General features: G+C 60.3%; 20 protein-coding genes and 1 tRNA gene. 12 read left to right on the forward strand and 9 right to left on the reverse strand.

All coding sequences use genetic code 11. The features are described 5' to 3' along the window. Positions 1 to 117: 117 nt before the first annotated feature. Positions 118 to 2,847, forward strand: coding sequence for an ABC transporter transmembrane domain-containing protein (locus tag IFT59_RS11600; protein ID WP_062453552.1), 2,730 nt, complete (start codon positions 118 to 120; stop codon positions 2,845 to 2,847). 39 nt (positions 2,848 to 2,886) lie between these two features. Then, positions 2,887 to 3,339 (forward strand): cyclic nucleotide-binding domain-containing protein, encoded by a 453-nt coding sequence (locus tag IFT59_RS11605; protein ID WP_062454806.1) that lies wholly within the window; start codon positions 2,887 to 2,889, stop codon positions 3,337 to 3,339. A gap of 198 nt (positions 3,340 to 3,537) precedes the next feature. On the opposite strand, the gene IFT59_RS11610 is transcribed toward IFT59_RS11605, so the two are convergent. Beyond that, positions 3,538 to 4,020 (reverse strand): class I SAM-dependent methyltransferase, encoded by a 483-nt coding sequence (locus IFT59_RS11610; protein WP_062453553.1) that lies wholly within the window; start codon positions 4,018 to 4,020, stop codon positions 3,538 to 3,540. Positions 4,021 to 4,063: 43 nt separating this feature from the next. Continuing rightward, positions 4,064 to 5,341, reverse strand: coding sequence for a nucleotide sugar dehydrogenase (locus IFT59_RS11615; protein WP_192087155.1), 1,278 nt, complete (start codon positions 5,339 to 5,341; stop codon positions 4,064 to 4,066). A gap of 156 nt (positions 5,342 to 5,497) precedes the next feature. Between IFT59_RS11615 and IFT59_RS11620 the strand changes: the two genes are divergently transcribed. Together IFT59_RS11620 and IFT59_RS11625 are read left to right on the forward strand one after the other, a co-directional pair. After that, positions 5,498 to 6,625 (forward strand): glycosyltransferase family 4 protein, encoded by a 1,128-nt coding sequence (locus tag IFT59_RS11620; protein ID WP_446737816.1) that lies wholly within the window; start codon positions 5,498 to 5,500, stop codon positions 6,623 to 6,625. Further along, positions 6,622 to 7,353, forward strand: a complete 732-nt coding sequence (locus IFT59_RS11625) for a polysaccharide deacetylase family protein (protein WP_192086891.1) — start codon at positions 6,622 to 6,624, stop codon at positions 7,351 to 7,353. The genes IFT59_RS11620 and IFT59_RS11625 overlap by 4 nt, the downstream gene beginning before the upstream one ends. Before the next feature lie 15 nt (positions 7,354 to 7,368). Here IFT59_RS11625 and IFT59_RS11630 read toward each other — a convergent pair whose 3' ends face one another. Then, positions 7,369 to 8,352, reverse strand: a complete 984-nt coding sequence (locus tag IFT59_RS11630) for a glycosyltransferase (RefSeq protein WP_192086892.1) — start codon at positions 8,350 to 8,352, stop codon at positions 7,369 to 7,371. A 247-nt stretch (positions 8,353 to 8,599) separates the two neighbouring features. Between IFT59_RS11630 and IFT59_RS11635 the strand changes: the two genes are divergently transcribed. The 7 genes from IFT59_RS11635 (at position 8,600) to IFT59_RS11665 (ending at position 18,345) form a co-directional block, all read left to right on the forward strand. Further along, a complete protein-coding gene (locus tag IFT59_RS11635) occupies positions 8,600 to 10,492 on the forward strand; it encodes an ABC transporter ATP-binding protein (RefSeq protein WP_192086893.1) in 1,893 nt (630 codons plus the stop codon). Further along, a complete protein-coding gene (locus tag IFT59_RS11640; RefSeq protein WP_249407530.1) occupies positions 10,489 to 12,408 on the forward strand; it encodes an ABC transporter substrate-binding protein in 1,920 nt (639 codons plus the stop codon). The genes IFT59_RS11635 and IFT59_RS11640 overlap by 4 nt, the downstream gene beginning before the upstream one ends. Further along, entirely contained in the window at positions 12,408 to 13,406 is a 999-nt protein-coding gene (locus IFT59_RS11645; protein WP_062453560.1) for an ABC transporter permease, read from the forward strand. The genes IFT59_RS11640 and IFT59_RS11645 overlap by 1 nt, the downstream gene beginning before the upstream one ends. After that, entirely contained in the window at positions 13,403 to 14,581 is a 1,179-nt protein-coding gene (locus IFT59_RS11650) for an ABC transporter permease (RefSeq protein WP_113109646.1), read from the forward strand. The genes IFT59_RS11645 and IFT59_RS11650 overlap by 4 nt, the downstream gene beginning before the upstream one ends. A gap of 57 nt (positions 14,582 to 14,638) precedes the next feature. Continuing rightward, positions 14,639 to 15,844, forward strand: coding sequence for a glycosyltransferase family protein (locus tag IFT59_RS11655; RefSeq protein WP_062453562.1), 1,206 nt, complete (start codon positions 14,639 to 14,641; stop codon positions 15,842 to 15,844). Positions 15,845 to 15,931: 87 nt separating this feature from the next. After that, complete coding sequence (locus IFT59_RS11660; RefSeq protein ID WP_192086894.1) at positions 15,932 to 17,182, forward strand: glycosyltransferase; 1,251 nt, start codon at positions 15,932 to 15,934, stop codon at positions 17,180 to 17,182. Next, positions 17,179 to 18,345 carry a glycosyltransferase family protein gene (locus IFT59_RS11665; RefSeq protein WP_192086895.1) on the forward strand — a complete coding sequence of 389 codons (1,167 nt, stop codon included), beginning with the start codon at positions 17,179 to 17,181 and terminating at the stop codon, positions 18,343 to 18,345. The genes IFT59_RS11660 and IFT59_RS11665 overlap by 4 nt, the downstream gene beginning before the upstream one ends. A 59-nt stretch (positions 18,346 to 18,404) precedes the next feature. Here the strand turns inward: IFT59_RS11665 and IFT59_RS11670 are convergent. Next, positions 18,405 to 18,481, reverse strand: a tRNA-Pro gene (locus tag IFT59_RS11670). 284 nt (positions 18,482 to 18,765) lie between these two features. Between IFT59_RS11670 and IFT59_RS11675 the strand changes: the two genes are divergently transcribed. Then, entirely contained in the window at positions 18,766 to 19,125 is a 360-nt protein-coding gene (locus IFT59_RS11675) for a hypothetical protein (RefSeq protein WP_062453565.1), read from the forward strand. 36 nt (positions 19,126 to 19,161) lie between these two features. Here the strand turns inward: IFT59_RS11675 and IFT59_RS11680 are convergent, their stop codons facing one another. The 5 genes from IFT59_RS11680 to IFT59_RS11700 all read right to left on the reverse strand — a co-directional run bounded on the left by IFT59_RS11680 (position 19,162) and on the right by IFT59_RS11700 (position 25,849). Further along, positions 19,162 to 20,490: a capsular polysaccharide export protein, LipB/KpsS family gene (locus tag IFT59_RS11680; RefSeq protein ID WP_192086896.1), complete on the reverse strand. Its 1,329-nt coding sequence runs from the start codon at positions 20,488 to 20,490 to the stop codon at positions 19,162 to 19,164. A 287-nt stretch (positions 20,491 to 20,777) separates the two neighbouring features. Next, on the reverse strand, positions 20,778 to 22,511 hold the full coding sequence (locus IFT59_RS11685) for a tetratricopeptide repeat protein (protein ID WP_192086897.1): 1,734 nt from the start codon (positions 22,509 to 22,511) through the stop codon (positions 20,778 to 20,780). Between the two features lie 145 nt (positions 22,512 to 22,656). Further along, complete coding sequence (locus IFT59_RS11690) at positions 22,657 to 23,451, reverse strand: ABC transporter permease (RefSeq protein ID WP_197978044.1); 795 nt, start codon at positions 23,449 to 23,451, stop codon at positions 22,657 to 22,659. 1 nt (position 23,452) lies between these two features. Beyond that, complete coding sequence (locus IFT59_RS11695) at positions 23,453 to 24,733, reverse strand: hypothetical protein (RefSeq protein WP_174195788.1); 1,281 nt, start codon at positions 24,731 to 24,733, stop codon at positions 23,453 to 23,455. 156 nt (positions 24,734 to 24,889) lie between these two features. Then, positions 24,890 to 25,849, reverse strand: a complete 960-nt coding sequence (locus IFT59_RS11700; RefSeq protein WP_162734889.1) for a polysaccharide biosynthesis/export family protein — start codon at positions 25,847 to 25,849, stop codon at positions 24,890 to 24,892. Positions 25,850 to 25,906: the final 57 nt, after the last annotated feature.

The raw sequence follows: 25,906 nt of genomic DNA on the forward strand, positions 1-25,906 counted from the left end.
GCAGCATCGTGCACGAGACGTTTGCACAAGCGGCGGATCCACCTATATCATGCCTCCCTTCACCCTTCCGGGAGGCGCGCTGTGCAATCCAGCCTCGGGAACTGAGATCCGTTGCCGATGGAAAAACATCTACTTCGTTATATCTGGAATCATACGCGACCGCAGCAGTTATGGGTTCTCGCGATCGTTCTGATTTCGATGATTCCGTACTTCCTTGCGTTCGACCTTCCCAAGCAGATCATCAACGGGCCGATCCAGGGTGAAGGGTTCGAGATGGCGGCCGCAACCCGGCCCTTCCTCGCATTCCAGTTCACCATTCCTTTGACGCAGTGGTCCTTCGGTTTCGAAGGCTTCGAGCTCAACCGGCTGGCGACGCTGATGGCGCTTTCGGGCGTGTTCCTGCTGCTCGTCATCGTCAACGGGTTGTTCAAGTTCTACATCAACACCTACAAGGGACGGCTGGGCGAACGGCTGCTACGCCGTATCCGCTACGAGCTGGTGGACCGTCTTCTGCGCTTCCCGCCAAGCACGATGCGGCAGATCCGCGGTGCGGAAGTCTCCAGCATGGTCAAGGACGAGGTGGAGCCTTTCGGCGGCTTTACCGGTGACGCTTTTGTGCAGCCGGCCATGCTGGGTGGACAGGCGATCGCCGCCCTCACCTTCATTCTCTTGCAGAACCTGTGGCTGGGGCTGATCGCAGCCTTCATGGTGGCGATCCAGGTCGGCATCATTCCGAAGATGCGCCGTCGCCTGATCGATCTTGGCCGTCAGCGGCAGATCACCGCCCGGCATCTGGCGGGCAAGGTGGGCGAGATTGTCGAGGGCATGGATACGATCCACAGCTACGACACCAGCAATTACGAGCGTGCCGATATTTCCGACCGGCTGGGGCAGATCTTCCAGATCCGCTACGACCTCTATCGGTGGAAATTCATCGTCAAGTTCGTCAACAATTTCCTGTCGCAGCTGACGCCGTTTCTCTTCTATTCGATCGGCGGCTATTTTGCCTTGCGCGGCACGCTCGACGTCGGCCAGCTGGTGGCCGTCATCAACGCCTACAAGGACCTGCCGGGCCCGCTCAAGGAACTGATCGACTGGGACCAGGCACGCCAGGACGTGCAGGTGAAATACGAACAGGTGCGCGAACAGTTCGAGCCGGGCGTGCTGATCGCGCCGACGCTGCATGCGCTCGCCCACGATGTGCCTGACCATACGCCGTCTCCCCTCGCCGCGCTCAACCTCACCATCGTCGATGGCAGCGGCGCCCATATCGCCGAAAACGTGACACTCAAGATCGAGCCCGGCGAGTTGGTGGCGATGATCGACAATGCCGGCATCGGCGCCGAAGCGACGGCGGAAGCTTTCGGCCGCATCACCTGGCCGGCCTCGGGCCGCGTGATGCTGGGCGAGGTCGACCTTCTGGAACTGCCGGAAGCGGTGACCGGGCGTCAGGTCTCCTACGCGTCGGCCGACAGCTACTTTTTCCACGGGACGCTCAAGGACAATCTTCTCTACGGTCTCAAGCACGCGCCGGCCGTGCAGGAGAAGTCCGCAGACGAGCCCAAACACAAGAAGCTTCGGCGGCGCTGGAAGATGAGCGAAGCCGAACGCGCCGGAAACACGACGCACGATCCGTCCGTCGACTGGATCGACCGTCGATCCACCTCCGTATCGGAAGGCGGCGAAGACGATGTCAAGCAGTCGGTCTTGAGGGCCCTCGATGCGGTGCAGCTGACAGCCGACGTGATGGAACTGGCCTTGCATTCCTATCTCGACCCGGCCGAACACGAGGAACTGACCGGTCGTGTCGTCGAGATGCGGTTTGCCCTGCGCGAGGAACTCGCCAGTCAGGGGCTTGGCAATCTCGTCTCCTATTTCGATTTCAGCGCCTACAACACCGAAGCGACGGTGCGGGAAAACCTGCTGTTTGCGGCGACGCGCCAGTCGGCGGAGCTGGATATGGAACTGGCCGAGGGAGAGTATGTCTTCGAAGTGTTGAAGACGGCCAATCTGTTCGACCTGTTCTACGACATGGGACTTTCGATCGCCGAAAACCTGTCGGAAATCTTCCAGGGCCTGCCGCCGGAACATCCGCTGTTCCAGCAGCTCGAGCATATCACCACCGACGATATCGCGTTCTACGAGCAGCTTTTGAAGCGCAAGCGCAGCCGCCGGGACTTCAAGCCTAGCGAGGACGACCGGCGCGCGGTGGTCAAGCTCAGCCTTTACTATATCGAGCCACGCTACCGCTTCGGCGTCCTGACCGCCGAGATCATGAACCAGATCGTTGCCACACGCGATATCTTCTATGCCAACCTGCCGGCATCGCTGCGCAGCCGCATCGAGCGCTACGATCCGCACAAATACATGGGCTCGGCGACGCTTCGCGAAAACATCCTGTTCGGCAAGCTGTCGCAACGCAACGCCGACGCGCCGACCAAGATCCGCAACGTGGCGGGCAAGCTGCTGCGCGAAATGGGTCTCTATGAGAGCTTTATCGGCATCGGGCTGGACTACGACATGGGCGCCAGCGGCCGGCGACTGACACTGGTCCAGCGCCACAAGCTGAGCCTTGCCCGTGCCCTGGTGCGGCGCTCCAATTATTACATCTTCAACAAGCCCCTTCCGGGCCTCGATCGGAGGGCTCAGGAAGAAATTGTTAAGAATGTGCTTCACTTCCTCGCTCAGCAGGACAATAATCCTTCTGTGGCGTGGGTTTTGTCGAATACTGCCCTGTCACGATTGTTTCATCGTGTTATCGTATTCGACAAGGGATCCGTGGCCGAAGACGACTCTTTTGAGGCTCTGGATACAAAGAGTGGTATTTTTAAATCGTTGGTGGCATAATATCGCAGCCGCCAACAAGATGACCAAATGGTGGAAACCATGTTGCTCAACGATGAAGTGCAGTTGCTGAAGAAAGTTCCTTATTTTTGCCGGGTCGATCCGTGCAAACTTAAGCTGCTTGCCTTTACCTCCGACCGCGTTCTCTACGAACCGGGGCAGGATATTTTCTCACAGGGCGACAGCAGCGATGCTGCCTACGTGATCCTGTGCGGAAAGGTCGACATGATCAGCGGTTCGGCGAATTCCGAGACCAAGATCGGTGAGGCCGGGTGCAATTCCATTATCGGCGAGATGTGCCTTCTCTCCAATTGCTCGCAGGCCGTGACAGCACGTGCAGTGACTGAGGTCGATGTTCTGCGCATTACCAAGGATGCCTTCTTCAAGGTGATCTCCGACAATCCGCGCATGAGCATGGAAATCAGCCGGACGCTCGCCGAAACGATCCGTGGTGCCCGCATGGACGACATGCGCCGGGACCGTCAGCACGCCTGATTGCCCGTCATCGGCCGTTATCCACAGGTTATCCACAGCCTTTCCCTCGGCTCATCCGCTGGTCTTTGAGCGCGCAAACGATGCAATTTGCGCGCGTTGGACACTCGGTCAGCGATGCTGACGATAGATTTTTTCTGACCTGAATTTGTGGCGGAACACGGGCGTGGCGCTGGTCCTCACGCCCGTTTCACGGCCTGTTTATCGCTTGCGATAATAGAAGTAGCGGCCCTCTTCCACACTGGGCAGGCGCGGCAGTTCTTCAAGATCGGGGTGGTCGAGCGGCAGCCCGCTGACGGCATAGGCGCCTGACGCGAGCATGCCAGCCGCCATTTGCGGCAACCACTGCAAGGTTCTCGCATCCGCATCCGGATAGCCGGTGCCGATATCCGCATGCACGAGGGCAGCGTTCTTGCCGACATAAGCCTGGCCGGTATCCTTGATCTCTCCCAGCACGACGTCGTCTTCGGACGGTGCTTCAGTGCGGTGGGCGCCGTTGGAGCGGTCGAAGGCGAGGATGCGGCGGTCGGCGAACAGCTCGCGCAGATGGCTATAGGTGCGGCCGTTGCCGATGCCGACCTCGTAGACATCGCCCGATGCCGGCAGGCCGAGATCGTTCTTGATGTGATTGAGGATGTCGCGCTGCGCGGTCATCCGGTTGATGAAGCTGTCCAGTCTGCTCATTGCTTTCCCTTTTCCGGCGATCAAGCGTTGAGATAGGGCACGGTTACGCCTTGACGATGGTTTGCGACGTGATGCCGCGATTGGCCATCGCATTGCGGGTATCGACGACCAGCGGCGCGTCATCGGCAATCGCCTGGTAGTCGAAGCTGTCATGATCGGTGGCGATGACGACGGCATCGAAATCGCCGAGTTGATCGAGCGCGACGGACTTGCGGCCCATCAGGTGACCGTATTCGCGGGTGCGCGGCACTTCGGAGACGTAAGGGTCGTGATAGGCCACGTCGGCACCGCGTTCCAGAAGCAGTTCCATCAGCCGCAGCGACGGGCTTTCGCGGATATCGGGCACGTTCTTCTTGTAGGCGAGACCGAGGATGAGAACCCGCGAACGGCTGAGCGCCTTGCCGAGCATGCGGTCGAGCGCTTCGGCCAGCCGGTCGACGACATAGCGCGGCATTGCCGTGTTGATCTCGCCGGCGAGTTCGATGAAGCGGGTCGGCTGGTCGTATTCGCGCGATTTCCAGGTGAGGTAGAACGGATCGATCGGAATGCAGTGACCGCCGAGGCCCGGGCCCGGATAAAACGGCATGTAGCCGAACGGCTTGGTCTTGGCGGCGGCGATGACTTCCCAGACGTCGATGCCCATTCGCTCGTAGACGATCTTCAACTCGTTCACGAGCGCGATGTTGACGGCGCGGAAGACGTTTTCCGTGAGCTTGACCGCTTCAGCCGTGCGGGTGCCGGAGACCGGAACGATGGTTTCGACGACGGCGCCGTAAAAGGCAGAGACCATGGCAGACGCCGCCTCGCCATCGCCGGCAACGACCTTAGGGATGGTCGAGGTCTGGAAATCGCGGTTGCCGGGGTCTTCCCGTTCCGGCGAGTAGCCGAGGAAGAAATCCTCGCCCGCAACCAGCCCGGTCTTTTCGAGGACCGGCTTCATCACCTCTTCGGTCGTGCCGGGATAGGTGGTGGATTCGAGAACGACGAGCTGGCCCTTGCGCAGGGTGCCGGCGATCTGTTCGCAGGTTTTCGCGACATAGGAGAGGTCCGGTTCGCGGTGGCGGGTGAGCGGCGTCGGCACGCAGATGGCAATCACGTCGCATTCGGCAAGGCGTGCGAAATCGGTGGTGGCTGCGAACCGGCCGGCGTTTCGCTCTGCGGCCAGCACGTCGTCGGGCACGGCCTCAATATAGCTTTTGCCCGCTTCGATCGCGGTCATCTTGGACGGATCGATGTCGAAACCGGTGACCTTGAAGCCGGCGCGGGCGACCGTCATCGCGAGCGGCAGGCCGACATAGCCGAGGCCGATGACGCCGATCATTGCGCGCTTGTCTTCGATGGCGGACAAAAGATCTGCCGCCTGTGGCGATTGCTGGTTCAAGGATGGCACTCCGGAGGCATTCAAACTGGGAAGCCATCAGGTGAGCCCAACGACTGGCTCTGTCAAGAGATCGGGCTTTTCACGCTGGCGTGACGGATGCTATCCCACAGCATGGACATCGCCTTCTACGCGCCACTGAAATCGCCGAACCATACCGTCCCCTCAGGCGACCGGCTGATGGCACGGCAATTGATCGAGATCCTTGGGGTCAAAGGACACAAGGTCGATCTGGTTTCGGAGTTCCGCGCGTTTCTGCCCGAGCAGACCTCGTCGACTGGGGAACGCGATGCGCAGGCGGCGCACGAGGTCGAGCGGATTTCGACTGAGTGGGAAAGACGACTGGCACTCGGCGAGAGACTGCCGGACCTGTGGTTTACCTACCACCTTTATTACAAGGCGCCGGACCTGATCGGCCCTACCCTCTGCAGTCGTTTCGACATTCCCTATGTGACGGCGGAAGCCTCCTATTCGCATCGGCGCAATTTGGGGCAGTGGATGGAAGCGCAGGAAATTGTAGTGGATGCGGTCGCACTGGCGGCGACCAATATCTGTTTCACCGGTCGCGACGGACGCGGGCTTGCAGAGGTGGTGCCGGATGCGAAGCTTTCGCGGCTGTTTCCGTTTATCGATCCGACGCCCTATCTGGCCCGCGCGCCATCGCCCGAACCGGGGCGGCTGGTGGCTGTCGGCATGATGCGGCCGGGCAACAAGTTTGCCTGTTATGCAGCGCTTGCCGAGGCGCTGAAGCAGATTGCCCATCGTGACGACTGGCACCTCACGGCGATCGGCGACGGGCCGATGCGGGCTGAGGTGGAGGCTCTCTTTGAGGGGGCGCTTGCCGGGCGTGTGGAGTGGATGGGCTTGCAGAGCGCCGAGGAGGTTGCAGCGCTGCTGTCGACCGCAGCGATCCTGACATGGCCGGGGGTTTCGGAAGCCTATGGGCTTTCCTATCTGGAGGCACAGGCATCCGGCGTGCCTGTGGTGGCGGAAAACGGGGCCGGTGTACCCGAGGTGGTGACCGACGGGATCGGCGGCATCCTGACGCCACCGGGAGATGCGGCGGCCTATGCGGCGGCTATCGAGCGGCTGCTGGATGACGAGACGGAACGGCTGCGGCTCGGCCACGCTGCGCGCGATTTCGTCGCGTCGCAACGATCGATTACGGCTGCGGCTGATCGGCTCGACGAGATCATGACCACGATTGGCGCAAAGGATAGAGCATGACCGAAAACGACCTGAGGCTAGCGCTCGACAGGCTTGCGGACAACGGACGGCGGGTCGATTTCTGGCTGCGTGACGATGACGCTGTCGAGCCGACGGAACAGCTGGCAAAGCTTGCGACCATGGCCGATGGGTTTTCCGTACCGGCAACGCTTGCTGTCATCCCCGAGAACACGGGCGCCGATCTCGCGACCTATCTCGACACCCAGCCGCATCTCGACGTCGCGGTGCATGGCTGGTCGCATCGGAACTATGCGGGTGCGGGAGAAAAGAAGCAGGAACTCGGGAGCCATCGCCCCCTGCCCGATATCGTGTCCGAGCTGAAGGCCGGGTTCGACAAGCTGGCAGAGCTGCATGCGCCCCGCTTCCTGCCGATGCTGGTGCCGCCGTGGAACCGGATTGCGCCCGAACTGGTCGAGGCGCTGCCGGCGCTTGGTTTCAAGGCGCTTTCCACCTTCGGGCCGGAAAAGACGGCGTCGGTTGCGATGCTGAACAGCCATGTCGACATCATGGACTGGCACGGCACGCGCGGCGGACGGCCGGCTTCCGAACTCATCGCGGAAACGATCGCGCTGATCGAGACACCGGAACGGGTACCTGTGATCGGCGTGCTCGGCCATCATCTCGTACATGACGACAATGCCTGGCACTTCCTCGACCTGTTGTTCGGCGTGACGGCGGATCACCCCGCTTGCCGCTGGCGCTCGGCCCGCGACCTGCTGGGGCTCTGATCGATCGCTTCGAGCCTACCAGCTTTTCCAGGCGACCAGCAGGCCTTCTCCTGACGCAACCGCGTCCGCGCAGGCTTTCTCGACATCTTCGATCGGTGCGCCGCGCTTCAGCGAGGCGGCGACGAGGCCGAAGGGGGCGAGGAACACATTGGTCTGCCGAAACAACATGGTCATGATCAGCGGACCTGTGGACCACCAGGCGGGCGCCTGCGGCAGCGCCGCCATCACGTCGGGAAACACGGCAAGCATCTTTGCAAAGGCGGGATGGCCGGGCGGTGTGGCGATGAAGGAATTGGCAAGGAGAAGGCTCCCCGCCCCGACATCGCGCGCCACGTCCTCGGCAATGGCGCCGAGGCCGATCAACGGCAGAAGATCGCCAAAACCGATATCCTCGCGGGTCGGATACCAGTCGCAGTCGAGATAGATGCCGCCATGCTCCAGCAGAATGGCATAGCGGGCGACATCGACGGCACCGGGGTAATCGCCGTCTGCGAGCATCGCGAGATAGGCCGGATGGCTTGCAATACCAAGCTGTTCGAGATCCGCCTCGCGCCACAGCCGGTATTCGAAGCCGGTCGCCTTTGCATGGCTTTCCCAGCGCGCGACGGCTGGTGGCAGCGGCAGCGAGCCGATCCAGATCTGGTGAATGATGCGCGGCACCGGCTCTCGCCCAAGCTCTGCCATCAACCGTTTCTCGTCTGCATCGAAGGTGATGAACGGCGCCATCACGGCGGGATCGGGGACGAGGCCGTGCTGCAGACCGACGCGGCCGATTGCGTCGCCCTCCGCTTTGGCAAGCTTCAGCCATGCGGAGTGAAGCTTGCGCGGCATTCCGAGAGCCGTGCGCTCGCCAAGAACGTCTGTCGTCATCACCGTTTCGTCGGCGGAAAGTGATGTCAGCGCCGCCTGCGCCTCCTCCAGTTTTCCAGCCTCGATCAGGGCACGGGCATCGGTGATCTTGCGCTTATAGGTTTTCTGGTCAGACTTTTCGGCTGTCACGTGTAATTTCACCTCGCTGTCACGCAACGCTCCTAGGGGATATGCGTTTAACACTCGAATTTCTCGATCTCCGCCAAGAGGTCAGGCTTATTGGCGCAGATGTCAACCGACATGCAGGGGGGCGCATGATAGGGACGATCGGCAGCGGGGTTGCTGCAATGGACAGGTGCACGAGCGTGCGCTACCGTGTCTTGCAATCGATCAATCTCACCTCTCTGCTCCAATCTCCGGGAGCCGGACTTCATTGATGAACCCACCGAAGGAAGTTCTCCGCATCGAAGGATTGAACGTGTCGTTCCCGGTCTGGGGCGGCGCGATCCAGGCGGTCCGGAATCTCAGCATGCGGATACGCCCGGGCCAGGTCACGGCACTGGTGGGCGAAAGCGGTTCCGGCAAGTCGGCTCTCGGCCGCGCGATCATGGGGATCGAGACCGACGTCGCCAAGATTTCCGGGCGCGCGGTGTTCGACGATCCAGCGACCGGCCAGTCCGTCGATTTGATTGCGCTGCCCCGCGACGGGCGGCAGATCCGCGCGATCCGCGGCAGCCGCATCGGCATGATCTTTCAGGAACCAATGACCTCGTTCTCGCCGATCCACACGGTCGGCAACCAGATCGAGGAAAGCCTGAAAATCCATACGGCGATGTCGCCTGCGGAGCGGCGAGAGGCGAGTGAGGAGACGCTGTCTCTGGTCGGTTTCGACAATCCTGCCCGCGTGTTCGACATGTATCCGTTCGAGCTTTCCGGCGGCATGCGCCAGCGTGCGATGATCGCGATGGCTCTGGTCTGTCGCCCGGCGCTTCTGATCGCCGACGAGCCGACGACGGCGCTCGACGTGACGATCCAGGCGCAGATCCTCAAGCTGCTGCAGGAGCTGCAGGCCAAGCTCGGCATGGCGATGCTCCTGATCACCCACGATCTCGGTGTCGTTGCATCGATGGCCGATGAAGTGGTGGTGGTCTATCGCGGCGAGGTCATGGAGGCTGGCTCGGCCTCGGACATTTTCCGCAATCCGCAGCATCCCTATACGAAGGGGCTGATGGCAGCGGTGCCGGATTTCGACAGGCCACGCGAGGAGCGCCTGAAGCCGCTGCGCGAAATCAAGGTGGATACGGTTGGCCTCATGGGACGGCGCAAGAGCGAGCAGGTCCTTCCCGAGGTACTGTTGTCGGTCAACCACGTCACCAAGAGCTTCGTCACCAAGAAGGGTGCAGGCTTCGGTTTCGGGGCAAAGCCCGATCGGACGGTGGCGGTCAACGATGTCAGCTTCGAGATCCGCCGTGGCGAGACGCTTGGTCTCGTGGGCGAAAGCGGCTGCGGCAAGACCACGCTCAGCAAAATCCTGATGCGCGGACTGTCGGTCGATCATGGCAGTGTCGTCTATAACGGCGAAAACGGTCCGGTCGACGTGCTCAACTGCGAAGGCGAAGTGCTGGACGATCTGCGCACCCGTCTGCAGATGGTGTTCCAGGATCCGGTCTCATCACTTTCGCCGCGCATGCCGGTTCGCAGCATCATTCGCGAACCGCTCGACATCCATGACCGCGGCCCGCTGGCCAAGCGGCAGGAAGCGGTGCGCCGGCTGATCCATGCGGTGGGCATGCCCGAAAGCGCGCTGATGCGCTATCCGCATTCGTTTTCCGGTGGCCAGCGCCAGCGCATCGGGATCGCGCGGGCACTGGCTCTCGGGCCGGATCTGGTGATCTGCGACGAACCGGTTTCGGCGCTCGACGTGTCGATCCAGGCGCAGGTGCTGAACCTGATGAAGGACCTGAAGTCCGAACTCGGGCTGACCTATCTGTTCATCTCGCACAATCTGGCGGTCGTGAACTACATGGCCGACCGGGTGGCGGTGATGTATGCGGGGCGGATCGTGGAAATCGGCCCCTGCGAAACGATCATGCGGGCACCTGTTCATCCCTATACGAAGAAACTGCTGGCCGCCGTGCCTCTGCCGAGCCTCGACCACAAGCTGGATTTCGAGACGATCGGCACGCCGACGGCATCGGCCATGAAGATCTGGGGCAAGCAGTTCCTCGACGAGAAGGATAGCGACCAGCTGACCCATGTGGATCTCGGCGGCGGGCATCTGGTTCTTGCCCGCACCAATGTCGATGCGCGGGAGCTTGTGGCAGGATGACGATTTCCAGACGGCATATGCTGGCCCTGTTGGGCTCGGTCGCGGGTGCAACCGCAATCCCGGCGCGGGTGTTTGCGGCCTTTAGCCAGTCCGACTATCTGGCGCAGATCCCGACCGAGACGCCGCTGCCGCCCATAGAGGAGCGTCTGCCGAAGACGCCGCGCGTCCTCAACCTTGCAGAGCGCGGGCTCAAACCCGGACGTTACGGCGGTTCGATGCGGATGCTGATCGGCGGTCAGCGCGACATCCGCTTCATGCCGATCAACTGCTACAGCCGGCTTGTCGGATACAATTCCGACCTGAAGCTTGAAGCCGATATTCTGGAAGCCTACGAGGTCGAGAACGACCGCGTCTTCACCTTCCATCTGCGTGAAGGCCATAAATGGTCGGACGGAAGCCCGTTCACGGCGGATGATTTCCGCTATGTCTGGGATGACGTTTTTCACGAAAAGAAGCTCGCCAAAGGCGGACCGCCGGCTGGGTTGATGATCAACGGCAAGCCGCCCCGGTTCGAGGTGATCGATGCGCGCACGGTGCGCTACAGCTGGGACGATCCGAACCCCGATTTCCTCGCCGACCAGGCCTCGCCTTCGCCGATCCGGCTCATGTTCCCCGCTTCCTACATGAAGCAGTTCCATATGCGCTATCAGACGAAGGAGCTGCTGGCACAGCATATCGCCAAGGAACGGGTGGACGACTGGGCGGCGCTGCACCAGAAGATGTCGCGCGTCGTTCGCCCTGAAAACCCGAACCTGCCAACTCTGGATGCCTGGCGCAATCGCACCGCACCGCCGGCCGAGCGCTTCGTGTTCGAGCGCAATCCCTACTACTACCGCGTCGACGAAAACGGGCTGCAGCTTCCCTATATCGACAAGGTGATGCTGGACGTGTCCTCAGCGGATCTGATCGCCGCCAAGACCGGCACCGGCGAGAGCGACCTACAGGTGACCAACCTCGATTTTGCCGATTACACGTTCCTGAAGAGTGCCGAACAGCGCTACCCGTTGAAGGTGGACTTGTGGAAGCGGACGCAAGGGTCGCGCATGGCGCTGTTTCCCAACCTCAACTGCAAGGACGAAGTCTGGCGCAACCTGTTTCGCGATGTCCGCTTCCGTCGTGCGATGTCGCTTGCGATCAATCGCGGCGAGATCAACAAGGCTGTGTTCTACGGCCTTGCCACCGAGAGCGCCAATTCGATCCTGCCCGACAGCCCGCTGTTCAAGCCCGAATACCAGAAGGCCTGGGCGGCATTCGATCCTGATCAGGCAAACCGGCTGCTCGACGAAATCGGCCTTGTGCTGGACGAAGACGAAGGCATGCGCCGCCTGCCCGACGGCCGGCTTGCGAAGATCATCATCGAGATAACCGGCGAGAGCACGTTCGAGACCGATGCCTTGGAACTGATCGGCGACCAGTTGCTACAGGTCGGCATCAAGATCTACCCGCATGTCGCCCAGCGTGAGCTTCTGCGCCGGCGGGTGAAGGGCGGCGATGCGATTATGTCGGTCGGCGGCGGCCTCGACAATGGCGTACCAACTGCCGACATGGCGCCGAAGGAACTGGCACCGACCAGCGACGACCAGCTGCAATGGTCGATCTGGGGACTGCATGCGCTTTCCGGCGGCAGCGATGGCAAGGCGCCTGATCTTCCCGAGGCAAAGGCGCTGCTGGACCTTTACAGTGAATGGCGTAAGGCAGAGGGCTTCGATCAGCGAACGGATGTCTGGCACAAGATGCTGGCGCTGTTTACCGACCAGGTCTTTACGATCGGCATCGTCAACGCCACGCTGCAGCCCGTCGTGCAATCGTCCAAGCTGCAAAACGTGCCGTCGAAGGCGCTCTACGGTTTCGACCCAACATCCTATCTCGGCGTCTATCTGCCGGATGCATTCTGGTATGACGAGGAAACTGCCTGATGTTCCGCTACATTATCTGGCGCATCCTCGTGATGATCCCGACGCTGGTCCTGATCTCGATGCTGATCTTCACGATCATCGAGCTGCCGCCGGGTGACTATTTCGAAAGCTATGTCGAACAGCTGAAGGCGATGGGCGAAAAGGCCGATCTGCAGGAGATCGAAGACCTGCGTGCCCGTTACGGTTTCGATCAGCCCGAGCCGATCCGCTACCTCAACTGGGTGGCCGGCATGATGACCGGCGATTTCGGTTATTCGTTCGAATACCGTATGCCTGTCACGGACGTGGTCGGTGACCGGGTGTGGCTGACGATCCTCGTTTCCACGCTGACCATCATCATCACCTGGGTTCTTGCCTTCCCGATCGGCGTCTATTCGGCCACGCACCAGTATAGCTGGGGTGATTACGGGCTGACGCTTCTTGGCCTGATCGGTCTCGCCGTTCCGAATTTCGTGCTGGCCCTCGTTCTCATGTATCTCGCCAACATCTATTTCGGCACGTCGATCGGCCATCTGATGGACGCGCAGTACATGTCGGAATCGATGAGCTGGGCGAAGTTCAAGTCGATCCTCGAGCATATCTGGATCCCGGTGCTGATCATCGGCACTGCCGGGACGGCCGGCATGGTGCGGCGGCTGCGGGCCAATCTTCTGGATGAACTGCACAAGCAGTATGTGATGACGGCGCGTGCCAAGGGCCTGCATCCGTTCAAGGTTCTGACCAAGTATCCGCTGCGGATGTCTCTCAACTTCTTCATCTCCGATATCGGCTCGATCTTGCCCTCGATCATTTCAGGGGCTGAAATCACCGCGGTGGTGCTTTCGCTCGAGACGACCGGGCCGATGCTGATCCGGGCCCTGCAGAGCCAGGACATGTATCTTGCCGGCTCGTTCCTGATGTTCCTCAGCTTCCTTACTGTTATCGGCGTGCTGATTTCAGACATTGCGCTTGCGATGTTCGACCCGCGCATCAGGCTTCGCGGCGGGAGAACCAAATGACGGTGATCGACAGCAGCGACGCGGGCAAGCTGCCGCATTACGTCCGCGAGGGGGCGTTCGACCCTTACGAGATCGAGCGCGATGCCGATGGCGGCGCGCTGAAGGTTCACGAGGCATCGCAGCTTCAGCTGATGTGGTGGCGCTTCAAGCGGCACCGGCTGGCGCTGATTTCCGGCATCCTTCTGCTCATCGCCTATCTGATGATCGTGGTCGTCGAGTTCCTGGCGCCCTACAAGGTGCATACCCGCAATATCGACTTCATCTACGCACCGCCGCAATCGGTGCATCTGTTCCACGAGGGTAACTTCGTCGGTCCGTTCGTCTATGGCCAGAAGATGGACCTGGACATGACGACGCTGCGGCGGAACTATTCCGACGACACGGCCGATGTGCAAAAGCTGCGCTTTCTCTGCCAGGGCGATCCCTACCGGTTCTGGGGCGTCGTCGAGATGAGCACGCATCTGGTCTGCCCCGCAGAAGGCGGCCAGTTCCACCTGCTCGGCACCGACCGGCTCGGCCGCGACATGCTGTCGCGCATTCTCTACGGCGCGCGGATCTCGCTGACGATCGGCCTGCTCGGCGTCGCCACAAGCTTTATTCTCGGCATCGTCATCGGTGGCATCGCGGGCTATTGGGGCGGCTGGTTCGATACGGTGACCCAGCGCATCATCGAGGTGCTGCAATCGATCCCGAGCATTCCGCTATGGCTGGCGCTGGCAGCCGTCATGCCGGCCGACTGGAGCCCACTCGTCATCTATCTCGGCATCACCTTCATCCTCGGTCTGCTCGACTGGACAGGACTTGCGCGCGCGGTGCGCTCAAAACTCCTGTCGCTGCGCGAAGAGGATTACGTGCTTGCCGCACAGCTGATGGGCGCCGGCAGCACGCGCATCATCGGCCGCCACCTCATCCCCGGTTTCATGTCGCACCTGATCGCCAGCGCGACGCTGACGATCCCGGGCATGATCCTTGGCGAGACCACGCTGAGCTTCCTCGGCCTCGGGCTTCGCCCGCCGATCACAAGCTGGGGCGTTCTTCTCACAGAAGCGCGAAGCGTCAGCGCTATCGCACTTTATCCTTGGCTGCTGCTGCCGGTCGTGCCAGTGATATTCGTCATACTTGCCTTCAATTTCCTCGGTGATGGTCTTAGAGATGCGGCAGATCCATATAAATAGTGACTGCTGCTTCAAGCCGCTTTGTCAGCCACTTCGTTGCCGGTAGGAGTTTCGGGCATGCCGCGACATTTGAATAATGCCCGCATTCTCATGTACAGCCATGACACGTTCGGGCTTGGCCACCTGCGCCGTTGCCGCACCATCGCTCATTCGCTGGTGGAGAATTACCGCGGCGTGCAGGTGCTGATCATTTCCGGTGCGACGATTGCCGGTGCCTTCGATTATCGCGCCCGGGTGGATTTCGTGAAGATCCCCAGCGTGATCAAGCTGCACAACGGCGATTACACGTCGATGGACCAGCATATCGACCTGGCCGAGACGCTGAAGATGCGCCATTCCAGCATTCGCCATACCGCCGAAAGCTTCGAGCCCGACATCTTCATCGTCGACAAGGAGCCGCTTGGCCTTCGCGGCGAAGTGGAGGACACGCTGGTCTATCTGAAGACCAAGGGCACACGTCTGGTGCTCGGCCTTCGCGACGTGATGGACGCGCCGCATCTGCTCAAGGCCGAATGGGAGCGTCACGATACGCTGCGCAAGATCGGCCAGCTCTATGACGACGTGTGGGTCTACGGCCCGCCGGAATTCCACGATCCGCTCGAAGGGCTGGATGCGCCGGCATCCGTGCGCAAGAAGATGCATTTCGTCGGCTTCCTGCAGCGTAAGGTAACGTCCGGTGCCGTGCCGGAAACCGATGCGGACGAAGATTACCTGCTGGTGACGACCGGTGGTGGCGGCGATGGCGCAGACCTGGTGCGCGACGTGATTGCAGCCTATCAGGCCGATCCGGCGCTGACCTACAAGACGGTGATCGTGCTTGGGCCCTACATGCCGGCCGAGCAGCGCGCCGTCTTTACCGAAGCCTGCAAGGACGATCCGCGCCTTGAGGTGATCGAGTTCGACAACCGCATGGAAGACCGGATCGCTGGCGCCAAGGCGGTAATCGCCATGGGCGGCTACAACACCTATTGCGAGATCCTGTCATTCGACAAGCCGGCGCTGATCGTGCCGCGCACGCAGCCGCGCGAGGAACAGCTGATCCGTGCGACACGCGGCGCGGAGCTCGGTCTCGTCGACATGCTGTCTGCCGACGACAGTGCCGATGCCACGAAATTTGCAGCCGCGATCAAGGCGCTGTGGCAGCGCGACCCGCCCTCGGTGACGGCGCCCGGCCTGCAGATGGAAGGCCTGCCGCATATCGGCGAGATTGTCGAAGGCTGGATGAAGAACAAGGGACGCCACCTTGCGATTGCGCAAGGCTAACACGCCCTCTCCTGACCGGACGCAGCCCCGGATGCAAGATCGCCCGGATGTAAAAGCGCTGCGCATTTCTGCTGGAACTGCTTTGACATGACCAACAAGACCATCGTCGTGCTGCTGAAAGGTTATCCGCGGCTCTCGGAATCGTTTATCGCCCAGGAACTGCTGGGGCTGGAACGGGCAGGCTTTACCCTGAAGCTGGTGGCCATGCGCCGCCCGACCGACAAGAAGCGGCATCCCGTGCATGACGAGATCAAGGCGCCGGTCAGCTACCTGCCGGAATACCTGCATGAGGAACCGGTGCGGGTGGCTAAGGCGCTCATGAAGGTCGTGACGCTGCCGGGTTTCGGCTCGGCGCTCATGGCGTTTTTCCGCGACCTGCCGCGGGACTTTTCCCGCAACCGTTTCCGGCGTTTCGGCCAGGCTGCTGTTCTGGTGGCGGAATGGCCTGATGATGCCGGCTGGCTGCATGTGCATTTCATTCACACGCCGGCAGCCGTTGCCCGCTACGCAAGCCGCATGAGCGGCATTCCCTTTACCGTTTCGGCACATGCCAAGGATATCTGGACGTCCGAGCCCTGGGATCTCTCCGACAAGCTTGATGAGGCCGACTGGACGGTAACCTGCACCAAGGCGGGTCATGAGCGGCTGCAGAGCCTTGCCTCCCGCGACAACGTGCATCTGAGCTATCACGGGCTGGATCTCGACCGGTTCCCGCATTTTGCAGGAACCCGCCCTGCCCGCGACGGGCATGATCCGGACGATCCAGTCCGGATCGTCAGCGTCGGCCGGGCGGTGAAGAAGAAGGGCTATGATACGCTTCTGAGGGCGCTGGCGCTGCTGCCGCAGGAGCTTGCCTGGCGCTTTACCCATATCGGCGGCGGCGACGAGCTTTCCCCCCTGAAGGCACTTTCCGAAGACTTAGGGATCGCATCCCGCATCACCTGGAAGGGTGCGCTGGACCAGCGCGAGGTGCTGGAGCATTACCGCGACAGCGACCTTTTCTCGCTCGCCTGCCGGATTACCGCCGACGGCGACCGCGACGGCCTGCCCAACGTGATGGTGGAAGCCGCCAGCCAGAACCTGGCCGTGGTGGCGACCAATATTTCAGGCATTATCGAACTTTTCGTCGATGGGGAAAACGGACTGCTGGTTGCGCCGGAAGATCCCGTGGCACTGGCGGCAGCGCTCGAAAAAGCGATCCGCGAACCTGACCTTCGCCAGCGCCTGGGTCAGGCCGCGGAGCTAAAGGTGCGCCACGACTTCGACCACCATACCAGCATTGCCGACCTCAAACGCCTGTTCAATCAAAGTTTCGCCAGCCGGGAGACAAGTCGATGAGCAACGGCCCCTCAATTGGCAACGGCCGGCGCGTCCTCTTCTACGTGCAGCATCTACTGGGCATCGGTCACATCGTTCGGGCCAGCCGCGTGGCATCGGCCCTGCAGAGCGCCGGGTTCGATGTGACGCTGGTGACGGGCGGCACGCCGGTGAAGGGCTTTCCGCCTGAAGGCATGGCGCATGTGCAACTGCCGCCCGTGGTCGCCTCCAACAGTGGATTTTCGGCACTTGCGGATGCGGTGACCGGCGAGCCTGTCGACGAGGCTTTCCAGGCCCGCCGCACCGGCCTGCTGCTCGATCTTTTTCACGACCTGAAGCCTGACGTGGTTATCACCGAAGCGTTTCCCTTCGGTCGCCGGCAGATGCGGTTCGAACTGCTGCCGCTGCTGGACGCGATCAGGTCTGCTGAAACAAAGCCGCTGCTTCTCGCCTCCGTGCGCGACATTCTGCAGGAAAACCGCAAGTCCGGCCGCGACGACGAGACGATTGCCCTGATGCGCGACCATTTCGACGGCGTGCTGGTGCATGGCGATACGGGCTTCGTGAAGCTTGAGGAGACGTTTCGCAGGGCGTCGGAATTTGCGGGCAAGATCCATTATACCGGCCTCGTCGCACCCAACACGCCCACCCCCTCGCCCGACCGGTTCGACGTGCTGGTATCCGCCGGCGGCGGCGCCGTCGGTGCGGGGCTGATCGGCGCGGCCCTGGAAGCCGAGCGCATTCTCAACGACGGCCGCAGCTGGTGCGTCATCACCGGGCCCAATCTTCCCGCGGAGGATTTCGACCGTATTTCGGCAGAGGCCGGCTCCCGCGTGACGGTCATCCGTTTCCGCCCCGACTTCCCGTCGCTTCTGGCAAATGCCCAAATCTCTGTCTCGCAGGCCGGCTACAACACCGTCTGCGACCTCTTCCGAACCACCTGCCGGCCAGTCCTCATCCCGTTCGCGACCGGCGGCGAGACTGAGCAGACTGTGCGCGCCGAAAAGCTCAAAGCGCTCGGACTTGCGCAAGTGGTGGACGAGGCATCGCTGACCGGCCAACCACTGGCAGAGGCCATCCAAAAGGCGAGCGAGGTCACGGGCTTTCGGGAACTGCCGTTTTCTCTGGATGGTGCGGAGAGGTCGGCGGAGATTGTGGCGGGGATGCTGGATGGGCGTGGATGAAACGCGCTCTTGTGAAGTGAGATTTTTCGGGAAGGAGCCTCGCGGGACAAGGGTCAAACTGGTCGGAGTGAGAGGATTTGAACCTCCGACCCCGTCGTCCCGAACGACGTGCGCTACCAGGCTGCGCTACACTCCGTGACCAGTGGCGCCTCTATAAACCGGCATTTTCCGTTGCACAAGCGTGTGCTTTGAAAAAATATGAGGTCTCGTGCAGGCCTGATCACCGCTTCAAACACCTCGAGAACAAGGCGTTGCAAAAAAGCGGCTCGGATGAAAATTGAGAGCTGTTTGGAAAGATGATGTCGCGACAGGCAGCGGAAATCTGTTAGTGCGAGATCAAAGCTTTGCCCATCTCAAAAGCCCTGCCTGGCAGGCATTGTCTGGGGCGATCACCACATGCAAGAGGATTTGTTGAAGATTATGAGCCGCCGCCTGTTCCCCTTGACCGCCGTTCTCGCGGTAGCGCTTTCTGCATGCACCACTGTCAGCGTTGCCAGCAGCCCGATCAACACCTACTGGACCGGCCGTTCGGCTGGCGAGTTCTTCGCCAAGTTCAGCCCGCCCTTGAGCGATGTCGATAGCGGCAGCTCGACGATCTACAACTGGCGCGGCGGCTATACCCGCATCAAGCTTGCAAACGGCAAATCGGTGAGCGTCAGCTGCTCGGCCAAGGTCACCGTTTCCGAAAGCTACACGATCCGTGACATCACCATCACCGCAGATCGTCCCGGCTCCACTGGCCCAAGCTATTGCGAAGAACTGCTGCTGCCGAAGAAGTAAATGGAACGGGCATCGCCGTCACTCGGCGATGCCCGCTCAACGGCTCTCCCCATCGAGGGGATAGAGGATCCGTCCGAGGCGTCTCAGCCACGGATTGGATAGCTCGCGGAAGAACAGGATCGGGTTCCGGCGGAAATCGCGCGCATCCTGCTCTGACCCCGCCAGTTTGATCAACCAAGCAATCGGCACGGTCAGCAGATGCCGCCAGCCGAACAGGCCATAGGCGCCCCGCATCTCGAAGCCCGGCCGCGCCGGCATCGGTACTTCCCTGATTTGAGTTTCCGGCATGCCCTTTTCGCGCCACTGGAGCGCCAGCGCCAGACAGGTTTCGAAATCGATCTGGGTTCCATCGACCGGATTAAAATAGCGCGGATAGAAAAGATAGGCCGCGGCGAACAGCTGTTCGATAGTAAGCTTGCGGCCCCGCCGCGGGTTCGGCTGCCGATCGTCGGTCAGGCCCCACCCGGCATAGAACGGACATCCGGCCACCGTCACGGGAATGCCCCGCAGCAGCGCTTCGAAGCCTGCGAGCGACGTGATGGAGTAGACATGATCGGCGCGCGCGAGAAGCTCCGGGAGCGACACCGGCGCGAAGACAATTGTTGCGAGATGGGCGACGTCGGACGGATCGGACCGCTGCGCCCGGACACCGTTCAGAACATCGGGATGCGGCTTGTAAAGGATTTCGGCATCCGGGTTTTCCGTGGCTGCCAACCGCACGAGGTCGTTGTTGGTAAACGGACGATCGCAACCGAAGCGGATCGACGCGTCGTCCTCCACCTGGCCGATAACAAGGATGCGACGTTGCGCCCGCACCACAGCATCGGCCGGTACAGCCTTTGCCGCCAGGACATCTGCTCCTGCGCCTTGTCGGGCAGCGGCATTGTATTTGCTGAGGCCGGACCGGAGCAGCAGGTCGATGGCCGCCTTTGCCCGCTCCATCAGGTCAGGGTCGGCATCGAAATCATAGCTGTTCAGGATATCTTCGAGATCGGAGGGCTGGCGGCTGTCGAAATAGGGCGTGCGGCTATCAAGTGCGAGCGAGAACGGCAGGCTCTTGCTGGCATTGCCGACCAGCGAGCGGATGAACCCGTCTTCCAGAAACACGACCGGGATATGGTTGGAATACGCGAATTCCAGGATGGCATCCGAGACATTCCGGCTCCAGACCAGCAGGGTCGCGCCGGGTGTTGCGAGGATTAAGTCCTGCCAGTCTCGAACAAACGTGAGATCGCTCAGGTAAAGCGGCAGGTACTGAAAGCTCGAATGCGGAAAATAGGCCTCCAGCATCCCCCGCTTCCAGCGGCGGATATGCACCGCAAACACGTGTCGTCCGTCAAGACCCGGCACTCCAGCGGCAATCATCCTCGACTGTCTTCCTTGTTCAAGCCTGTTTGTATCGGCGACATCGGAGGTTTTACGGCAATGGCGGGCGTCCGTCACGTGATTGCTAGGGAGACCTGAGACCGCTTCCGCAGCGCGGTCAAAAGCGGGGCAGGTTCTGTGATAAAAGCGCTGGCGACTGGAGTGTCAAGCGACAGCACTGACCACATGGACGCAGCGGCTGTGGCACGAGCAATCAATCTCAACATCCCGCTTATCTGCGTGGGAGCGCGCGACGGCAGTTTGGAGGATGATCGGTTCCCCTCGCTTCATGAACCGAAGCCGAGCAAGACCCCTGTAGCGGTCCAGGCACCGACTTCTTCTCCGGCGAGAACGTTCATCGCCGAACTTAACAACGTCGGAAACAGAGCAAACTGTTCGGTATCGACAAGCGCCCTGCTGACAATGGCCGACTGCGCCCGCATACGGGCAATGACTGCATCCCGGCCCTGCTTGCCTTGCTCTTGGTAGCGGCGAAGCTGCAGTCTCCTCAAACGCAGCTGGTCTGTCGTACTTGCGGGCAGCAGTTTCTGGACGCGGACACCCGCATCGATAGCCTCGGAGATTCGTCCTGCCGCTTCGAGATAATTGCGCTTGCGACGAAATAGAGAGACATTATCCGGCGAGATCGCGATCGCTTGGTCGAGCCAAAGCAAGGCCTTGTCAGTCTCTGCCGTCTTAAAATAGATGTTCGCCAGCTGAACCATGTCTGAGACACTGTTCGGTGCCAGGGATATGGCGACAAGGGCGGCGTTCTCCGCATCCAGCATTCGGGCCACAGCTTCAAGGCAAACGCGTCGGCGGCGAACGGTGGAAAGGTCGAGAGACGCCTCAGGATTGGCATCCAGATGCTGCAGTGCCTCGGCGTGGGCTCCCTTTGCGATCAGCATTCCGGCCAATTGCATTCGGTCGGACACGCTTGCGGGCAAAATTTCCAACACCGTCAACGCGTCGACGAATGCCGCATCCAGACTGCCACGTTTCTCCAGGAGGTTCCTCCGGGTACGGAGCAGACCAACATTGCGGGGTGACAGTTCGAGGCCTGCATTGATGGCGTCCAGAGCTGCGTCCTGTTCATCCAGTCTGCTGCAAAGGGAAGCGAGCCGATGGTAGAGCGATACCGTTCCGCCTCCAGCGACAATTGCATCCTTGGTTGCCTTTTTAGCCTCGCTGAGAGCCCCGCTCGCAATCATGACAGCAACCTGCTGGTACAGAAAGTCTGGGCGGCTACCGCCAATTCCGACGGCTACTTGCGACAGACGCGCAGCCTGCGCAAATCGGTTGCGATCAACCGCCCACTTGGACATCTCGTTGACTATGACGGCGGAGCGCCGCTTGGAACCGGCAGAAACGATACGCGGGCCGGGACAATCCCCCGCTAGCGCAGCCTGGGCAAACGGCTTCAGTTTGCCGATCTCGAGCATCGCCTGAGCTGAAGGATGGCCGGAAAAGGGGAACTCAACAAAATGCGCAACGGGGAACGCCGGACGAACCTCTCGTTCGATATAGGCTTTGTCCGCTGCGACGAGAGGGTCGTAGACAACATATGGCCTGAGTATCGGGTCGGAAATATCCTTCAGTGGCCTGTGCTGTGTTGGCCAACTGGTGACAAAGTGGGAATAGCTGGTGATAAGAAATCTCGGGTCGATCGAGTTGCGCGGCGAGATCGCAATGGCCGTCGCGCCGATGCAGCTGGCATAATAGAGAGCCGCATACCCACCCATGCTGGTGCCATACGTGAACCGCCGATTAAAGCCCCCTAGAACCGATTCTAGGGCTTCGGTAAAATCTGCAAAAGAGAGGTCTCGATACCAGTTGTCATGCCGCTTCTTCACAGAGACGACGGCATAGCCTTGCTTTTCGAGAAACTTTTGTCCGAACCCATCGCGGCTGGGATCGTTTTCGCCGAAAGACGAAAAGGTGACGACAACGCCCAAGCGTGGAGCTTGATACTGTCCAGCTTCGATAACGGTGTGGCCGTTGTCAAATAAGACGATCCCCACGTCCCATGCTCCCCAATGCAACTATGAATACATAGTCCAAAGTGCAAGCGCAGGCAATCTCGGATTGCTCGGTAACGGAATACAACCAAGCCTGCCGTGGTATTCTTGCATCGCTAGTCAAGCGGTTCCGGAAAAACCGTACGCCTTAATGATGGATACGCATATCCCGAAGCGCACGCTCGAGAGCCAGCCCCAAGAGCAGAACCGCGCAGGTCCAACCGATGATGTAGGGGACCGACAGCAGGTGGGTCGGATACGTGGGGTAAAAGCCCAACCTAAACAAAGCCACAAAATGCATGATCGGGTTGTAGGCGAGGATCTCCTTCACCTGTGGGACCATGTATTCCGGAATAAAGAATACGGCGCTGAAGAAGATCTGAATGCGCGAGATCATCCCCCAGGCAAATTTCCAAAGCGGGAATAGAGCGATCAAGAAAGAGTTGATGAGACCAATACCGAACGAAAAGAGCGCGATTATGATGCCAAATTCTATGATCGCACGAGGATTATACGGAATGGCGAACTTCGACAGCCCAAGTGCTGAGATCATCGCGAAGAAGAGTATGAACATGATCGAGAACGAAAGAAATTCAACGAACGTTCTCGCGATCGAATAGTCGATTGCCTCAACATACGGAATCGTTGTGACGGATTTCGCCGCAGCAATAGCCGATGCCGCACGAATGCTCATGGTTCTGAAAAACAGGACCGGGAAGATACCCGTCGTGATGAACAGGAGCAGACTGTCGCCGATCAACAGACCTCGATGCAAGAAGGTGAAGATCACCCAGTGAGCGAGGATAAAGAAGAGCGCTTCCAAAAGATCAAATAGCTGCGAGAATGCGTGCTTGCTGTTGCGCAGCCGCACTTCGCGGATGGTGAGGGCCGTGACGACCCGCACCTGACGCTGCAGGCCCAGCGCAACCGTGTTAAGCAGCATATCAGACGTGATCCCTGATACTGTAGTAGACCAGCGTCAACACGACCCAGATACCACAGGCGGAAAGGAAGACCAGAAAGGTATCGAAGAATACCTTGGGATAGGACGCAACCTCAGGCAACCCCGGCTGCACGTAGGTCGCAAGATAAATCTGGTTGTGGCTCGCTTGTGCCCTAGCTGACTCGTAGTTCGTAAGAGCCGACTGATAGAGTTTTGTTGCGATCTCGACATCCGTTTGGATTTGGTCGTAGCGTGTCAGCACCTGTGCGTTGATCATTTCGCTGCCGGCACTTCCACCCTGCATGTTGCTGCCAACCTGGTCCTGAAGCTGTGCGACCTGCTCCTTGGTCGCGTTGATCTGGTTCCTCATCACAGACAGACGTGGCGACTTCGGGTCCATATATTGCGTCAAACTGTCATACTGCGCCTGCAGGCCGGCGAGTTCGCTGCGCAGCTTCAAGTTCAACTGAAGCCGACCGTCGGCCTCCTTGCGCGCATCGATCGACTTTTGGGTCGTGCGCAACTCTGTCTCTTCGCGACGAACATCCTTCAGGCGCGACTCGGCACGGGCCATTTCCGTATGCGCAAAGTCCATCTGGCTCTTGCGGGCTTCGTCAGAAATCTGATTGACCAGGCTCTCGCAAAGGACCTTAAGCGCGTTGGCGATCTTCTGGGCGTCGGCTGGCGTGAACGCCGCGACTTCCACGACGTTGATACCCGTCGTGATATCGTAATTCGTATGGATCGACGAGTTCCAATATTTGACGAGCGTTTCCAGCGAAGCCGAAGGATCGAGTCGGCTCATGTAATCAACGGCACCGCTGGAATATATCTGTCGAAGTCCGACAGCTTCCTCGAGCGCTACGACTGCATCGCGGCTGCCCACGTAGTCAGATACGATATAGCTGTTCGACATGATTAGCAAAGAGTCCGCCGACGACGAGCCCGCCCCCGCGCCGAGGTTTGGCCGCACGGAAAAGCGAAATTCCGAAACATACTGGGGCGCCGCAAAGAACGCGTAATAGACACCGGCGATGATCGTTGGGATAATCACGGCGATCAGGAAGAAAATCCATTTACCCCAAGTCTTGAGTCCGCCCTCGGAGGGCGCTCCGCGAACCTTGTAGGTAACTACGCTCTTCTGGCTGGGCGGAACTAAAGTGGGCTTCAGATCGGGGGTTCTTGCCGGAAGGTTGGCTGAAGACGGCTGCCGGCGGGCAAGGCCTGTCCCTCCAGGACGCACCTCATCCAGCCGCCTGAGCAGTGAGCCGTCTGACTTCATCCGATCGCCCTTTGTCAAATATGTTTGCTATGAAAAGTAACATAACGAAATGTCAGTCACCAAACAACCCGGCGCTCCACGTCTCGACCAGAAACGGGATCGTGAGCGCGTGTTAAACAGCGATATCGGCTTTTCGAAGGCTTAAGAGCGCTCGGCTTACAATCCGTTAACAGTGGAGGCGACACCCGCGCCCTGCGTGACAGGGGAAACAGTCGTGCTGACTAGGGTAGAGAACTTACGAAGCTCCGCAAGCGATGAGTTGGCAATATAAACCAGATCGCCGTTATTGACCTTGAAGCTCTTGAGGACGAAGAAGCCGCTCGGGTCCTTCAAATCGATCTGGTAGATGACGTTGACTGTTCCATCCGAATGCATGGCGCGCGCCGACGGATTGAAGCGACGAACCTCCGCGAGAGGTTCTCGACGATAGATGAAGATGCCCTTTGCGTTGGCGCGTTCATCGTTGAGACCACCTACCTTCGCGAGAGCCTGATTGAGGAAGAGCTGCGACTGGTCGAACGGCACGGATGCGTTGGCTGTCGCGGCGCCGAACACCGTGAAACTGCGCGGCTGACGGATCAAAGCGATGACGTCGTTAGCCTGCACATAGATGTTCTCGCGCGGGCTGGAGATCAATTTCTCCATCGGCATCGTCTCTGTCCGCATACCGCGCGAGATCTGGACAGCCAGCTGATGCGATTCCATGCGAGGTCCGCCGGCAGCGGCGATGACGTCCAGAAGACGCCCGCCGCCCGCGGTCAACGGAATTCGCCCGCTGGAGGCAACTTCGCCTGTCACAGTCACAGCGTTCGCATTGTTCTTTGCGACGTTGACGAGCACTTGTGGCTCGACTGCCATGCCGGAAAGAGCCTTCTCGATATCGGCCTTGACTTGCTGAGGGCTGCGTCCAGCGGCGCGGATCGTACCGGCATAGGGAACGACAATCATACCGCTTTCAGAAACAGGCTGCTCAGGAATCTGTGCACCACCCTGCCGTCCTGCGCCTGCGGAGAACAGGCCGTTCTCAGACGCTTCCCAAATCGCGACGGTGACGACGTCGCCGACGCCGATAAGGGATGTACTCGCGCGGCCGGAGTTACCAAAGGCAACTGACAACGGCTTCTCATCAGAAACGGAAAGAAGATCGGCAACTCGCTGCGTGACATTGATCAG

This window comes from Rhizobium sp. CFBP 8752, assembly GCF_014842035.1.
GTDB classification, from domain to species: Bacteria; Pseudomonadota; Alphaproteobacteria; order Rhizobiales; family Rhizobiaceae; genus Neorhizobium; species Neorhizobium soli.

What these genes read in the sequence shown, in the direction of transcription:
- IFT59_RS11600 (WP_062453552.1), top strand. Translation starts at nt 118, where the DNA reads ATGGAAAAACATCTACTTCGTTATATCTGGAATCATACGCGACCGCAG.
- IFT59_RS11605 (WP_062454806.1), top strand. Translation starts at nt 2,887, where the DNA reads ATGTTGCTCAACGATGAAGTGCAGTTGCTGAAGAAAGTTCCTTATTTT.
- IFT59_RS11610 (WP_062453553.1), bottom strand. Translation starts at nt 4,020, where the DNA reads ATGAGCAGACTGGACAGCTTCATCAACCGGATGACCGCGCAGCGCGAC.
- IFT59_RS11615 (WP_192087155.1), bottom strand. Translation starts at nt 5,341, where the DNA reads ATGATCGGCGTCATCGGCCTCGGCTATGTCGGCCTGCCGCTCGCGATG.
- IFT59_RS11620 (WP_446737816.1), top strand. Translation starts at nt 5,498, where the DNA reads ATGCTATCCCACAGCATGGACATCGCCTTCTACGCGCCACTGAAATCG.
- IFT59_RS11625 (WP_192086891.1), top strand. Translation starts at nt 6,622, where the DNA reads ATGACCGAAAACGACCTGAGGCTAGCGCTCGACAGGCTTGCGGACAAC.
- IFT59_RS11635 (WP_192086893.1), top strand. Translation starts at nt 8,600, where the DNA reads ATGAACCCACCGAAGGAAGTTCTCCGCATCGAAGGATTGAACGTGTCG.
- IFT59_RS11640 (WP_249407530.1), top strand. Translation starts at nt 10,489, where the DNA reads ATGACGATTTCCAGACGGCATATGCTGGCCCTGTTGGGCTCGGTCGCG.
- IFT59_RS11645 (WP_062453560.1), top strand. Translation starts at nt 12,408, where the DNA reads ATGTTCCGCTACATTATCTGGCGCATCCTCGTGATGATCCCGACGCTG.
- IFT59_RS11650 (WP_113109646.1), top strand. Translation starts at nt 13,403, where the DNA reads ATGACGGTGATCGACAGCAGCGACGCGGGCAAGCTGCCGCATTACGTC.
- IFT59_RS11655 (WP_062453562.1), top strand. Translation starts at nt 14,639, where the DNA reads ATGCCGCGACATTTGAATAATGCCCGCATTCTCATGTACAGCCATGAC.
- IFT59_RS11660 (WP_192086894.1), top strand. Translation starts at nt 15,932, where the DNA reads ATGACCAACAAGACCATCGTCGTGCTGCTGAAAGGTTATCCGCGGCTC.
- IFT59_RS11665 (WP_192086895.1), top strand. Translation starts at nt 17,179, where the DNA reads ATGAGCAACGGCCCCTCAATTGGCAACGGCCGGCGCGTCCTCTTCTAC.
- IFT59_RS11675 (WP_062453565.1), top strand. Translation starts at nt 18,766, where the DNA reads ATGAGCCGCCGCCTGTTCCCCTTGACCGCCGTTCTCGCGGTAGCGCTT.
- IFT59_RS11680 (WP_192086896.1), bottom strand. Translation starts at nt 20,490, where the DNA reads ATGATTGCCGCTGGAGTGCCGGGTCTTGACGGACGACACGTGTTTGCG.
- IFT59_RS11690 (WP_197978044.1), bottom strand. Translation starts at nt 23,451, where the DNA reads ATGCTGCTTAACACGGTTGCGCTGGGCCTGCAGCGTCAGGTGCGGGTC.
- IFT59_RS11695 (WP_174195788.1), bottom strand. Translation starts at nt 24,733, where the DNA reads ATGAAGTCAGACGGCTCACTGCTCAGGCGGCTGGATGAGGTGCGTCCT.